The 13033-nt window shown below is 65.1% G+C and carries 11 protein-coding genes; 7 read left to right on the top strand and 4 right to left on the bottom strand.

The features are described from left to right. Positions 1-49 precede the first annotated feature (49 nt). From D9V32_RS07795 to D9V32_RS07770, 6 genes are all read left to right on the top strand, one after another. A complete protein-coding gene (locus D9V32_RS07795; RefSeq protein WP_121648338.1) occupies positions 50-1354 on the top strand; it encodes an ABC transporter substrate-binding protein in 1305 nt (434 codons plus the stop codon). A gap of 174 nt (positions 1355-1528) precedes the next feature. Continuing rightward, the gene (locus D9V32_RS07790) at positions 1529-2353 is read left to right on the top strand and encodes a carbohydrate ABC transporter permease (protein ID WP_245982189.1); all 825 of its coding nucleotides are present in this window, start codon (positions 1529-1531) and stop codon (positions 2351-2353) included. After that, complete coding sequence (locus D9V32_RS07785; protein ID WP_121648336.1) at positions 2350-3252, top strand: carbohydrate ABC transporter permease; 903 nt, start codon at positions 2350-2352, stop codon at positions 3250-3252. Before D9V32_RS07790 ends, D9V32_RS07785 begins: the two co-directional genes overlap by 4 nt. A gap of 7 nt (positions 3253-3259) precedes the next feature. After that, complete coding sequence (locus tag D9V32_RS07780; protein ID WP_121648335.1) at positions 3260-4447, top strand: Gfo/Idh/MocA family protein; 1188 nt, start codon at positions 3260-3262, stop codon at positions 4445-4447. A 21-nt stretch (positions 4448-4468) separates the two neighbouring features. After that, positions 4469-5158 carry a ThuA domain-containing protein gene (locus D9V32_RS07775; protein WP_121648334.1) on the top strand — a complete coding sequence of 230 codons (690 nt, stop codon included), beginning with the start codon at positions 4469-4471 and terminating at the stop codon, positions 5156-5158. Next, positions 5143-6240, top strand: coding sequence for a Gfo/Idh/MocA family protein (locus D9V32_RS07770; protein WP_121648333.1), 1098 nt, complete (start codon positions 5143-5145; stop codon positions 6238-6240). The genes D9V32_RS07775 and D9V32_RS07770 overlap by 16 nt, the downstream gene beginning before the upstream one ends. Positions 6241-6293: 53 nt before the next feature. Here D9V32_RS07770 and D9V32_RS07765 read toward each other — a convergent pair whose 3' ends face one another. Beyond that, a complete protein-coding gene (locus D9V32_RS07765; protein ID WP_121648332.1) occupies positions 6294-7784 on the bottom strand; it encodes a sensor histidine kinase in 1491 nt (496 codons plus the stop codon). A gap of 212 nt (positions 7785-7996) precedes the next feature. On the opposite strand from D9V32_RS07765, the gene D9V32_RS07760 reads away from it, so the two are divergent. Then, complete coding sequence (locus D9V32_RS07760; RefSeq protein ID WP_121648331.1) at positions 7997-8419, top strand: Rv3235 family protein; 423 nt, start codon at positions 7997-7999, stop codon at positions 8417-8419. 86 nt (positions 8420-8505) lie between these two features. Here D9V32_RS07760 and secA read toward each other — a convergent pair whose 3' ends face one another. The 3 genes from secA to D9V32_RS07745 all read right to left on the bottom strand — a co-directional run bounded on the left by secA (position 8506) and on the right by D9V32_RS07745 (position 12930). Beyond that, positions 8506-11271, bottom strand: coding sequence for a preprotein translocase subunit SecA (secA, locus tag D9V32_RS07755; protein ID WP_121648330.1), 2766 nt, complete (start codon positions 11269-11271; stop codon positions 8506-8508). A 340-nt stretch (positions 11272-11611) separates the two neighbouring features. Further along, a complete protein-coding gene (hpf, locus tag D9V32_RS07750) occupies positions 11612-12265 on the bottom strand; it encodes a ribosome hibernation-promoting factor, HPF/YfiA family (protein WP_121648329.1) in 654 nt (217 codons plus the stop codon). Positions 12266-12483: 218 nt separating this feature from the next. Continuing rightward, complete coding sequence (locus D9V32_RS07745) at positions 12484-12930, bottom strand: DUF1440 domain-containing protein (RefSeq protein ID WP_245982171.1); 447 nt, start codon at positions 12928-12930, stop codon at positions 12484-12486. Positions 12931-13033: the final 103 nt, after the last annotated feature.

Raw genomic sequence — 13033 nt, 5'->3', positions numbered from 1 at the left:
GTTTGATCGCGGTGCCTCCAGGCCCGCGTCCCCTAGCACTGGAGTCTCAATGAAGAAACGAAACCTGCTCACCCTCATCGCGGGAAGCGCCGCCCTGGCGCTCGCCCTCACCGGCTGCGGATCCGGCGGCCCGGGCCAAACCACCGGAGCGGCCACCATGTGGGCCCTCACCGGCGATGACACCACCGTGATGAAGACCTCGGTGGAAACCTGGAACAAGGAACACTCCGACCTCAAGATCGACTTCAACGCGTTCGCAAAGGACGGCTTTAAGCCCAAGCTGCGCACCGCAATCGGCGCGGGCGAGGGCCCCACGTTCGTGTTCGGCTGGGGCGGCGGCGTGCTCGCCGACTTCGTAAAGGCCGGGCAGATCGAGGATCTCTCCGACTTCGTCGCCGAGAACCCCGAGGTCCTGAAGCGGTACATCCCCTCGGTTCTCGCGAACGGCACGGTGGACGGCAAGACCTACGCCATCCCGAACAACAAGCTGCAGCCGGTCGTGCTCTACTACAACACCGCGATGTTCACGGACGCCGGGGTCACCCCGCCGAAGACCTGGGATGATCTGCTCGACCTCGTTAAGACCTTCAACGCGAAGGGCATCGCACCGTTCTCACTGGGCGCGCAGACCAAGTGGCCGAGCCTGATGTGGCTGCAGTACCTCTCCGATCGCATCGGCGGGCCCGAGGCGTTCCAGGCGGTGCTGGATGGCAAGCCCGACGCCTGGTCGCACCCGGCCATCATCGAGGCCCTCACCAAGATTCAGCAGCTCGTCGACGCGGGCGGATTCATCAACGGATTCGCCTCGGTGTCCTCCGACAGCGGTGCCGACCTCGCGCTGGTACACACCGGCAAGGCCGCGATGGTTCTGCACGGCGCGTGGAGCTACCAGACCTTCAAGACCGACTCCCCCGACTTCGTGAAGGACGGCAAGCTCGGCTACACCACCTTCCCGACCGTGGCCGGCGGGGTGGGCGACCCGAAGAACATCGTGGGTAACCCCACCAACTTCTGGTCGATCTCCTCGAAGGCCACCCAGGAACAGAAGAAGGCCGCGCTGGCCTACCTCGCCGACGGGCTGAACAACGATGCGTACGTGGATGACATCATCGCCTCCGGTGCCGTACCCGTGGTACAGGGCGTCGAGGCCAAGCTGAAGTCCTCTGATAACGCCGACTGGCTCTCGTTCGTCTACGACATGGCCTCCAACGCCCCGCACTTCCAGCTCTCCTGGGATCAGGCGCTCCCCCCGGCACAGGGTGAGGCGATGCTCACGAACCTCGAGCAGATCTTCCTGAAGAAGATCACCCCGCAGGAGTTCGCCACCACGATGAACGCCACCCTCGGGAAGTAGCACCCGCACATGTCCACCACCACGTCTCCCGAAAAGACCCGCGCCGAGGCGCGTGCCGAGCTCCCCCAGGGTTCGGCACGCCCCGCCTCCGCGCCGGCCACCCGGTCGGCGCGATCCACCCGAGCGGCCGGTCAGTCCGGCCCCTCGGGGTGGTTCGCCGCCCCCGCGCTGATCATGTTCTCGGCCTTCGCGCTGCTGCCGCTCGGCGGGGTAATCGCCCTGTCCTTTACCAACTGGGACGGCATCAGCGACCTCTCCTTCTCCGGGCTCTCCAGCTGGACCACCGTCCTGACCGACCCGGTCACCGGCAACGCCCTGGTCGTCACCGCGAAGATCATGTTCTTCTCCTACATCGTGCAGGCACCGATCAGCATCCTGCTGGGCGCGTTCGTCGCCGGCCGTCAGCGCTACCGCGCGCTCCTCGCGGTCTTCTACTTCGTGCCGCTGCTGCTCAGCTCGGCGGCCATCGCGATCGCATTCAAGGCCCTGCTCGACCCCAACTTCGGTCTCGGGGCCGGGCTCGGCATTCCGCTGCTCAACCAGGACTGGCTGGGCAACGCCGACCTCGCGCTGTTCGTGGTGATCTTCGTGATCGCCTGGCAGTTCATCCCGTTCCACACCCTCATCTATCAGGGCGCCGTGCGCCAGATTCCCGCCTCGATGTATGAGGCGGCCCGGATCGACGGAGCCGGCACCATCGCCCAGTTCTTCCACATCACGCTGCCGCAGCTGAAGTACACGATCATCACCTCCTCCACCCTGATGGTGGTGGGTTCGCTCACCTACTTCGACCTCATCTTCATCCTCACCACCGGAGGCCCGGGCTACGCAACCCGACTGCTGCCGCTGCACATGTACCTCACCGGGTTCAAGGCCAACGACATGGGTGCCGCCAGCGCGCTCGGTGTCATTCTCGTGGTGATCGGCGTGAGCCTCGCCCTGATTCTTCAGCGACTCGGCGGCAAGGACCGCCGGGCCAGCCAGACCGAGGGAGCATGATGAGCACGCTCAGCGCACCGCGCACCACCCCGTCCGATGCCAACACCAACACCGGTGCACGGCCGCCGCGCGCACGCAGTGGCCGGGAACGCCCGAACATTCTGGGCGGCCTCGGCGGCTGGATCTGGCTCGCGATCATCATCCTGCCCATCTACTACGTGATCATCACGAGCCTCAAGCGGCAGTCCGAGTACTACTCCTCGAACCCGCTGCTGCCGCCGGCTAGCCCCACGCTCGACAACTATGTGATGGTGCTCGAGCACGATTTCGCACGCTACTTTCTGAACAGCGCGATCGTGACCATCGGATCGGTCATCCCCATCCTGCTGGTGTGCTTCATGGCCTCCTACGCGATCGTGCGCGGCCACTCCCGCTTCCTCGCCGGCACCAACTCGCTGTTTCTTCTGGGGCTCGCGATCCCGCTGCAGGCCACCATCATCCCGATCTACTTCATGGTCACCCGGGCGAACATGTATGACACCCTGCTCGCGCTGATCCTGCCCTCGATCGCGTTCGCGATTCCGCTGTCCGTCATCATCCTGAACACCTTCATGCGCAACGTGCCCAATGAGCTGTTCGAGTCGATGCGGTTGGATGGCTGCAGCAACTGGCAGATGCTGTGGAAGCTCGCCTTCCCGCTGGTCAAGCCCGCGCTGGTAACCGTGGGTATCTATCAGGGCCTGCAGGTGTGGAACAGCTTCCTGTTCCCCCTGATCCTGACCCAGAGCGCCGACGTTGCGGTGCTGCCGCTGTCGCTGTGGGCGTTCCAGGGTGAGTTCAGCATGAACATTCCGGCGATCCTCGCGAGCGTTGTGCTCACCAGCATTCCGCTGCTCGTGCTCTACCTCGTGGGTCGCAAACAGCTTCTCGGCGGCCTGACCGCCGGTTTTGGAAAGTAGGACAGTAATGAGTAATTCCCCCGCCCCCGCCCTGCGCGTGGCAATGATCGGCACCGCCTTCATGGGTGCCATGCACTCACACGCCTGGCGCACCGCGCACCGGTTCTTTGACCTCCCGCTCACTCCGGAGCTCGCGGTCATCGCCGGGCGCAACCCCGAGTCCACCGCGGCCGCTGCCCGCAAGTACGGGTGGGCCGAGGCAAGCACCGACTGGCGTGAGGTTATCGCGCGCGATGACATCGACCTCATCGACATCTGCACCCCGGGTGACACCCACCGAGAGATCGCCCTCGCGGCTCTCGCCGCGGGCAAGCACGTTCTGTGTGAAAAGCCGCTCGCGAACTCGGTGGCCGAGGCCGAGGAGATGACGGCCGCCGCCGAGGAGGCCGAGGCCCGCGGCGTGTTCTCGATGTGCGGCTTCTCCTACCGTCGCACACCGGCGCTGACTCTCGCCCGACAGCTCGTGGCCGAGGGCCGCCTCGGCACCGTTCGTCAGGTGCGCGCCCAGTATCTTCAGGACTGGCTGAGCGATGAAAACGCGCCGATGACCTGGCGGCTGGATAAAACAAAGTCCGGGTCGGGATCGCTCGGCGATATCGGTGCCCACATCATCGACGCGGCCCAGTTTGTCACCGGCACCGATATCGCCGGCGTCTCGGCGCTGCTGGAGACCTTCGTGACCCGCCGGCCGGTGGCCGGCGAGCACGTGGGGCTCGGCGGATCCGGGGCCACCGATGGCGAGTACGCGGACGTGACCGTGGACGATGCGGCGCTGTTCACCGCCCGCTTCACCGATAACACCGTGGGCATTTTCGAGGCCACCCGCTTCGCTCTCGGCCGGAAGAACGCGGTGCGGCTGGAGGTCAACGGCACCCTCGGGTCACTCGCATTCGATTTTGAGGATATGAACGTCCTCGAGTTCTTCGACGGGACCGCCCCCGCACACACCCAGGGGTTCCAGCGCATCATCGTCACCGAACCGGTGCATCCGTACACGGCGAACTGGTGGCCCGCGGGCCACGGGCTCGGCTATGAGCACGGGTTCACCCACCAGGTCGTGGATCTGGTGACCGCGATCGGCGCGGGTACCGCGCCATCCCCCTCCTTCGCCGAGGCTCTCGGCGTGCAGCGCGTTCTCGACGCGGTGGAGCGCAGCTCCGCCGATCACAGCACCTTCACCCCGGTTTTCCGGTAACCCCCTAAGGAAAGTACACCCATGAAAAACGCCCTCGTGGTTCGTGGCGGCTGGGACGGACACCAGCCCGTCGAAGCCACCAACCTCTTCATCCCCTTCCTCGAAGCAAACGGTTTCACCGTGCGGGTGGAGGAGTCCACCGCCGTCTACGCCGACACCGACTATCTGGCGACCGTGGACCTGATCGTGCAGTGCAACACCATGACCACGATCGAGAAGGAGGAGTTCGAGGGGCTCCGCGGCGCCGTGGAGGCCGGCACGGGTCTTGCCGGCTGGCACGGCGGAATCGCCGACTCCTACCGTAACAACGCCGACTACCTCCAGCTCATCGGCGGACAGTTCGCCTGCCACCCCGGCAAGCACGAGGACGAGCGCATCGGTGAGCAGTCGGATAACTATGTGCCGCACACCGTCAATATCCTGCCCGAGCAGCGGGAGCACCCGATCGTCGCGGGCATTGAGGACTTCGAGCTCACTACCGAGCAGTACTGGGTACTCGCCGACGACTACAATGACGTCCTCGCGACCACCACGCAGGCCGTACGCCCCTGGGATGCCTGGAACAGGCCGGTGACCTCCCCCGCCATTTGGACGCGTCAGTGGGGCCGCGGGCGCATCTTTGTGAGCACCCCGGGGCACCGCGTCGAGGTGCTGCAGGATGCCAACGTGAAGACCATCATCGAGCGGGGGCTGCTGTGGGCCAGTCGGTAATCGCACCCGCCCGAGTGGGCATCATCGGGGTGGGGGCGATCGCCGGGCAATACCTCGCAAGCTTCCCAAAGCTCGCGAACGTGCACCTGGTCGCCGTGGCCGATCTCGACATGGAGCGCGCACGCAGCGTCGCCGAGGCCGCCCCGATTCCCGGCGTACGCGCCCTCACGGTGGATGAGCTCCTCGCCGACCCCGAGGTTGACGTGGTGCTGAACCTCACGATTCCTCGCGCCCATGCCGATATCGCCCTGCGCGCCATTGCCGCGGGGAAGGACGTCTACGGGGAGAAACCCCTCACCGCCACCGTCGCCGAGGGCGTCGAGGTACTGGCCGCCGCCGAGGCTGCCGGGGTTCGGGTGGCCTCTGCCCCCGATACCGTGCTGGGCACCGGCGTACAGACCGCCCGCGCGGCGGTGGATGCCGGCGCGATTGGCCGCCCGATTTCCGCCACCGCCACCATGGTGACCCCGGGGCATGAGCGCTGGCATCCAAACCCGGACTTCTACTATGTGCCCGGTGGTGGCCCGCTGCTGGATATGGGCCCCTACTATGTGACAGCGCTGGTCACCCTACTCGGTCCGGTCACCTCGGTGATCGGCGCGGCCAGCCACACCCGTGATGAGCGCACAATCGGTTCCGGCCCGCGTGCCGGGGAGCGCATCCCGGTGAGCACCGACTCCCACGTCACCGGTGTCCTTACCCACGCGTCGGGCGCGCTGTCGACGCTGTTCATGAGCTTCGACGCGGTAGCCACCCGCTCCTCGAACATCGAGATCCACGGTGAAACCGCCTCGCTGATCGTGCCGGACCCGAACGGATTCGCCGGTGACGTGCAGATCCGCCGCTTGGGAGAGGACGGGTGGGAAACCCTACCGGTATCGGCCGGGTATCCCGAGGCCTCCCGCGGCATCGGGCTGGACGACTTCGCCGGCACCCCGGCGGGCGAAACCCCACGCACCAGCGGCGCCCTCGCCCTGCACGTGCTCGAAATCATGGAGTCGGTGCTGATCTCGGCCCACACCGGCACCGCGGTACCCATCGTCTCAACCGCCGAGCGCCCGGCCGCGGTTTCGCAGGGCTAGCCACGAAAGAACGGTCGTCTCCTCATCGGAGACGACCGTTCTTTAGTTCTCGACTAGCCGCGGATGAACCGCATCGGCACCTCGATGGTAACCTCGGTGCCCGAGCCCATCACGGTGTGCCAGTCGATCCGGCCCGAGAGCTCGCCCTGGATCAGCGTGCGCACGATCTGGGTACCGAGGCCCGCGCCCACGCGCCCCTCGGGCAAACCGGCGCCGTTGTCGCGCACCAGCACGGTCAGGGTCTCGGCATCGCGCTGGGCGACGATCTCGACCTTGCCCTCGCGGCCGGCGAGGCCGTGCTCCACGGCGTTGGTCACGAGCTCGGTCAGCGCAAGCGCGAGCGGGGTCGCGTACTCACTCGGCAGCACGCCGAAGGTACCGGTCTTGATCGGGTGCACCTTGGTGTTGTGTGAGGAGGCAACCTCGGCGATCAGCATCAGCACGCGCTCAAACACGTCGTCAAAGTCCACGGCCTGGTTCAGACCCTCGGAGAGGGTATCGTGCACCACCGCGATCGCGGACACTCGGCGCATCGCCTGGGTCAGTGCCTCGGCGCCCTCCTCGGTGCGGGCACGACGGGCCTGGATGCGCAGCAGCGAGGCCACGGTCTGCAGGTTGTTCTTCACCCGGTGGTGGATCTCGCGGATCGTCGCATCCTTGGTGATCAGCTCGCGCTCCTGGTGGCGCAGCTCGGAAACGTCGCGGCACAGCACGATCGCGCCGGCCCGCTCGCCCCGGTGCCGCAGCGGAATGGTGCGCAGCGAGACGGTTACACCGCGGGCCTCGATGTCCGTGCGCCAGGGGGCGCGGCCGGTCACCACCAGCGGCAGCGACTCGTCGATGTCCTGCTTACCGGGCAGGATCTGCGTGGTGACCTCGGCGAGGGACTCCCCCTCCAGCTCATCCACGAAACCCATCCGGTTGAAGGCGGACAGCGCGTTGGGGCTCGCGAACGTCGTGATGCCCTCGACATCCAGACGAATCAGGCCGTCGTTCGCGCGCGGGGCACCGCGGCGCGGTCCGCTCGGCGCACCGAGATCCGGGAAGTCTCCGGCGGCGATCATTTCAAACAGATCGTCGGCGCACTCGTTGAAGGTGAGTTCCTGACGACTCGGCGTGCGGGTCTCGGAGAGGTTTGTGTGCCGGGTCAGCACGGCAATCGGCCGCGGGGCGTTCTCGGCCGAGCTCGGTGTCAGGCGGCGCATCACCGGGACAGCGCGCACGCGGGTCGGGGTTTCCTCGTACCAGTCCGGAGACGAGGAGTCGACAATCTTGCCGTCTTCAAACGCGCTCGAAACCTGGGCAGCCCACTGCGGCTTCACCCGCTGGCCCACCACATCGCGGTAGAACAGGGTCGCGGCGCTCGAGGGGCGGTGGTGCGAAATCGAGACGAAGGAGCCGTCCGAGGTCGGTGCCCAGATGACGATATCCGCGAACGCAAGGTCGGCGAGCAGCTGGGCGTCACCGATGAGCATATGCAGCCAATCGATGTCTTCCTCGCTGGCAAGGCCCTGACGGTGGATGAGGTCACTGAGAGTCGACATTCCCCCAGTTTAGAATGCTCGGCGGGGTCAGGTGTGACGGCCCGCGGAAGCTTTCCCCCACCGTCTCGGTACCAATAGTTTTACACAGTGCCTCACGGGTGTGCGCCGCGGGTGGCGGAACGCTGTTTTGATGGTTACCCAGTGTCGCCACATTCGGGCCACCCGGCCCCATCCCCCGGCACCACGCGGCCACCCTTCAGAAATGGGACCATATGTCCTCCGTCTCACCCGTGCCCGCGTCTCGCCCCGAACGGTCCTCACCCAGCGGGCCCGCCGCGGCATCCCCGCCCCTGCTCAGTCCGTCCGTTCCCACGATCGTCCTGCGTGTGGCACTCGCCGCACTTGAGGTGGTCGGTGGTGTCCGCGATGTCAGCCAGTTGGCGCACTGGATCTCGACCGAAACATACACCCACCTTGAGCTGCGTGCCGCCCTCGCCCGGCGAAGTAGGGCGCAGCGCAATCAGGGGCCCCACCACACGGCCTACTCACTCGGTACCCCGCACCTGTGTTACCCCACCCCAGACGTCGTGGAAGCCGCCGTTGTCGCCCAGACCGAACGCAGCGCGATCGCGGTCGCAATTCGCCTCGAGCGCGGGGATTCCCGCTGGCAGGTTGTGCACCTGCACGTCATCTAGTGTGAGAAATCTCCGGGCATTCGCGTGCAAAAGAATGGTGCCGCCCGCCCCGAAGGGCAGGCGGCACCGAAACTCACGAGCGGTGGCTACTTCTTCTTACGACGGTCGGCGCGGTTGCCACCACCGGACTGCTGGCCAAAAGCCCCGCGGTCGCCGGAGGGTGCGGAACCCGAGGGTGCCGAACCCGACTCACGCTGTGCCTTGGCGGTCGCGGTCTGGTTGATCTGGCCACCTGCGCCACGAACCTCAACCTCGCCGTCCTCGCTGGGGGCGGTGTAGCTCAGCTTGCGCTGCTCGGGCTCATTGCGCTCAAGACCCTTGGCGGAAACCTCGACGGACTCCTGGCCGCTCGGGGCGACCTCAACCTCAAGGTTGAACAGGAAGCCGATGGACTCCTCGCGGATCTGGCCCATCATCTGCTGGAACATCGCGTAGCCCTCGCGCTGGTACTCAACCAGCGGGTCACGCTGAGCCATCGCGCGCAGGCCGATGCCGTCCTTCAGGTAGTCCATCTCGTAGAGGTGGTCACGCCAGCGGCGGTCAACCACCTGCAGCACCACGCGGCGCTCAAGCTCACGCATCGCGGGCTCACCCAGCTGTTCCTCACGCGTGCCATAGGCAACCTTGGCGTCCGAGAGGATCTCGCGGCGGATGAAGTCACGGTTTACGCGGCCACGCTGGCCGGCCTCCGCGATGACCTCATCGATGGTTACACCGACGGGGTAGATCTGCTTGAGGTCAACCCAGAGGGCGTCGAAGTCCCAGTCATCGCCGTTACCCTCGTGCACGTGCACGTCGAGGATCTCGTCGATCACGCTCTCGAGGAAGGTTTCGACCCGGTCGTGCAGGTCGTCACCCTCGAGGATGTGGCGGCGGTCGGTGTAGATGGCCTCGCGCTGACGGTTCAGAACGTCGTCATACTTCAGAACGTTCTTGCGGATCTCGGCGTTACGCTGCTCAACCTGCGACTGTGCGCTGCGGATCGCGCGCGACACCATTTTCGACTCGATCGCAACGTCATCCGGGGTTCCGCCACGGTTCATCAGGGCCTCGGCGGCACCGGAGTTGAACAGGCGCATCAGATCATCGGTGAGCGACAGGTAGAAGCGGCTCTCACCCGGGTCGCCCTGACGGCCGGAACGACCGCGCAGCTGGTTGTCGATACGACGCGACTCGTGACGCTCGGTACCGAGCACGTAGAGGCCACCAGCTTCGGAAACCTTCTCGGCTTCAACGCTGACCTCGGCCTTGACATCCTTGAAGACGTCATCCCAGGCAGCCTCGTACTCCTCGGGGTTCTCCGAGGGGCTCAGACCCTTCTCGGTCATCTTGGCGACGGCCAGGAACTCGGCGTTTCCACCGAGCATGATGTCGGTACCACGACCGGCCATGTTGGTGGCCACGGTCACGGCGCCGAAGCGACCGGCCTGGGCCACGATCGCGGCCTCACGTGCGTGGTTCTTTGCGTTCAGAACCTCGTGGCGCACGCCCTTCTTCGCCAGCAGGCGGGAGAGGTACTCGCTCTTTTCCACCGAGGTGGTTCCGACGAGGACGGGCTGCCCCTTCTCGTGGCGCTCCTGGATGTCTTCGGCGACCTGCTCAAACTTGACCTGCTCGTTCTTGTACACGAGGTCGGGCTGATCGATGCGCTGCATCGTCTTGTTGGTGGGGATCGGGACCACACCGAGCTTGTAGGTCGACATGAACTCGGCGGCCTCGGTATCGGCCGTACCGGTCATGCCGGAGAGCTTCTCGTAGAGACGGAAGTAGTTCTGCAGGGTCACCGTGGCGAGGGTCTGGTTCTCCGCCTTGACGGTCACGCCCTCCTTGGCCTCAATGGCCTGGTGGATACCCTCGTTGTAGCGACGACCGGCAAGGATACGACCGGTGTGCTCGTCAACGATCATGACCTCGCCGTTCATCACGACGTAGTCCTTGTCGCGCTTGAACAGGGCGGCGGCCTTGATCGAGTTGTTCAGGAACGAGATCAGCGGGGTGTTGGCCGACTCGTACAGGTTGTCGATACCGAGGTAGTCCTCAACCTTTTCGATACCCGGCTCGAGCACACCCACGGTGCGCTTCTTCTCGTCTACCTCGAAGTCGACGCCGGATTCCAGCTTGGTCGCGATCCGGGCAAACTCGGTAAACCAGCGGTTGGCCTCGCCTGAGGACGGGCCCGAGATGATCAGCGGGGTACGCGCCTCATCGATCAGGATCGAGTCAACCTCGTCAACGATGGCGAAGAAGTGGCCACGCTGCACGAGATCGGCCGACTGCCAGGCCATGTTGTCGCGCAGGAAGTCGAAACCAAACTCGTTGTTGGTGCCGTACGTAATGTCGGCCGCGTACTGCTCACGACGCTCGGCCGGGGTCTGACCGGAGATGATCACACCGGTGGTCATGCCGAGGGCGCGGAACACGCGGCCCATCAGCTCGGACTGGTAGCTCGCGAGGAAGTCGTTGACCGTCACCACGTGGACACCCTTGCCCGCGATGGCGTTGAGGTAGGCCGGCAGGGTTGCGACCAGGGTCTTACCCTCACCGGTCTTCATCTCGGAGATGTTGCCGAGGTGCAGTGCGGCACCACCCATGATCTGGACGTCGAAGTGACGAAGACCCAGGGTGCGCTTGGCGGCCTCACGGACGGCGGCGAATGCCTCGGGGAGCAGGTCGTCAAGCGTCTCGCCCGCCTCGAAGCGACCACGGAGCTCCGCGGTTTCCTCGCGCAGTTCCTCGTCGGTCAGGCCGTTGAAGTCTTCCTCAAGCGCGTTGACCGCCTTGGTCAGGTTCTGCAGCTTTTTGATGACTCGGCCTTCGCCAACACGAAGGACTTTTTCCAGGACTGAGGCCACGACTTGCTCTCCACTTGTCTTTGGGCGCCGACGGGGCGCGGATTCGCACGGGGTGTGCGGCCCAACCGCTGTCGACGGGGCGCAGTTCCGCACGGTATGTGCGGCCAACCCATCGATGGGACCACCGAGGGCCAACTCTATGTTATCGGGACGGGAGGAAAACACCGCGTTCGAGCGCGTATTTCGACCGAAAACTCAGCAAGTTTCCCTCACAGCGAAGCCGCCCCGACCGTGAAACACACACGATCGGGGCGGCTTTTTGCCTCGCGGACTGCGACGGACCCGACAAAGAGGTCAGACCAGATTCCGCGAGATTACGGCGCTGAGCGGCGAAGAACCGCTAGGAGGCCTGGGCCTCGGCCTCTTCCGAGAGACCGATCACGCCGTAGTCCCAGCCCTTGCGGCGGTAGACGACACTGGACCGATCGGTACGGGCATCGATGAAGAGGAAGAAGTCGTGCCCGACGAGCTCCATCCGGTCCACGGCCTCCTCGACGGTCATCCACTCGGCCGGGAACAGCTTCTCGCGGATGACCACGGGGCTGTACGGGGCGTCGTCTTCAACGGCGTCCACGATCGGGACCGATCCGGTGGCTACCGCGTTGAGCACGTCAACGCCGGCAGCTTCCAGACCGATCGAGCTGAAACCCTCGCTGCTCGCCTCATGCAGCGAGGTGCGCCCACGACCGCGGAGATCCTTGCGGCGGTCCTTTGAGCGACGAATGCGCTCCATGATCTTCGCCATGGCGAGATCGAAGGCGACGTACTTATCCGATCCGGTGGCCTCGGCGCGAATCAGCGGGCCGGGGCCCACCAGGGTGAGTTCCACCCGGTCTTCGCCGCGACGGCCGGACTTATCGCTGTGCCGAGAAACCTTGACCTCAAACGAGATTGCCTTTTCCGAAAGGTGCTCGACCTTTGCGGACTTTTCCTCGACATAGTCACGGAAACGATCGGTGATCTTCAGGCCAAATCCTACGATGTTGGTTTCCATGGGGACCTCCTGTCAAAGCGTGCCGCCAGTTGATCCCGGCGGTCCTTTCACGCCTTTAGCCACCACCGTAGTCCCTTCGCCAACGCTTGTCATTAGAAATCTGATATCCGTCACTTTCCGGGCGTGCCCCGCCGCGAAACCTGCCCGAAGAAGGGGCAAAAAACGGCGGCAAGAGAGGCATACTGCCCACCCTGGCGCCGTGAATTCCCAGGTGCCAGCTAGAGGTTTACCAGGGTCTTCGCACGATCCTTCTGCGCGAGGAAGAACCCACAGGCGGCGATCGCCCAGCCCCAAACCGCGTGCCCGAAGAGCTCGGAGAAGTGCTCCTCCCAGGGCTGATCCCAGGCCGCGGGAACGGTGCCCATTGCGGGCATCAGAATCAGGTGGAAGAACACCCACACCACCAGGCCGAACGCGGCCCCCTGCCAGAGTGAGGTGATCGGCAGATACTGGGCGGCGAACAGGTAGACCATGGCACACACGATCGAGAAGGCGAAGTGAATGATCAGGGCCAAATAGAAGACCTGCTGGTCGCCGAACATCACGAAGTCGTGGGTTTGTTCCGTCGCCATCCCAAACTGCTCGAGCAGGGTCTGCGGCGGATTGGTGGCGTTGCGCTCGATGGTGCGCGGCGGGAAGATCACCTCCCACCCGATTTTCACCATCCCGGAGATCATTCCCGCGATGAACCCGTACCACAGGCTCTTCAGAATGATCGTTCCCACAGGAGCGGTCGGTTTAGTCACTGTGAACACGGATTTCCCCCTA

The organism is Mycetocola tolaasinivorans (assembly GCF_003667565.1).
Taxonomy (GTDB): Bacteria; Actinomycetota; Actinomycetes; order Actinomycetales; family Microbacteriaceae; genus Mycetocola; species Mycetocola tolaasinivorans.
Note: the sequence above shows the minus strand (reverse complement) of the source record. Positions and strands in the feature narration are given on the sequence as shown.

Excerpts from the sequence above, each read along its gene's own strand:
- D9V32_RS07780 (WP_121648335.1), top strand. The coding sequence starts at position 3,260 with ATGAGTAATTCCCCCGCCCCCGCCCTGCGCGTGGCAATGATCGGCACC.
- D9V32_RS07760 (WP_121648331.1), top strand. The coding sequence starts at position 7,997 with ATGTCCTCCGTCTCACCCGTGCCCGCGTCTCGCCCCGAACGGTCCTCA.
- D9V32_RS07795 (WP_121648338.1), top strand. The coding sequence starts at position 50 with ATGAAGAAACGAAACCTGCTCACCCTCATCGCGGGAAGCGCCGCCCTG.
- D9V32_RS07775 (WP_121648334.1), top strand. The coding sequence starts at position 4,469 with ATGAAAAACGCCCTCGTGGTTCGTGGCGGCTGGGACGGACACCAGCCC.
- D9V32_RS07765 (WP_121648332.1), bottom strand. The coding sequence starts at position 7,784 with ATGTCGACTCTCAGTGACCTCATCCACCGTCAGGGCCTTGCCAGCGAG.
- hpf (WP_121648329.1), bottom strand. The coding sequence starts at position 12,265 with ATGGAAACCAACATCGTAGGATTTGGCCTGAAGATCACCGATCGTTTC.
- D9V32_RS07785 (WP_121648336.1), top strand. The coding sequence starts at position 2,350 with ATGATGAGCACGCTCAGCGCACCGCGCACCACCCCGTCCGATGCCAAC.
- D9V32_RS07790 (WP_245982189.1), top strand. The coding sequence starts at position 1,529 with ATGTTCTCGGCCTTCGCGCTGCTGCCGCTCGGCGGGGTAATCGCCCTG.
- D9V32_RS07745 (WP_245982171.1), bottom strand. The coding sequence starts at position 12,930 with ATGGTGAAAATCGGGTGGGAGGTGATCTTCCCGCCGCGCACCATCGAG.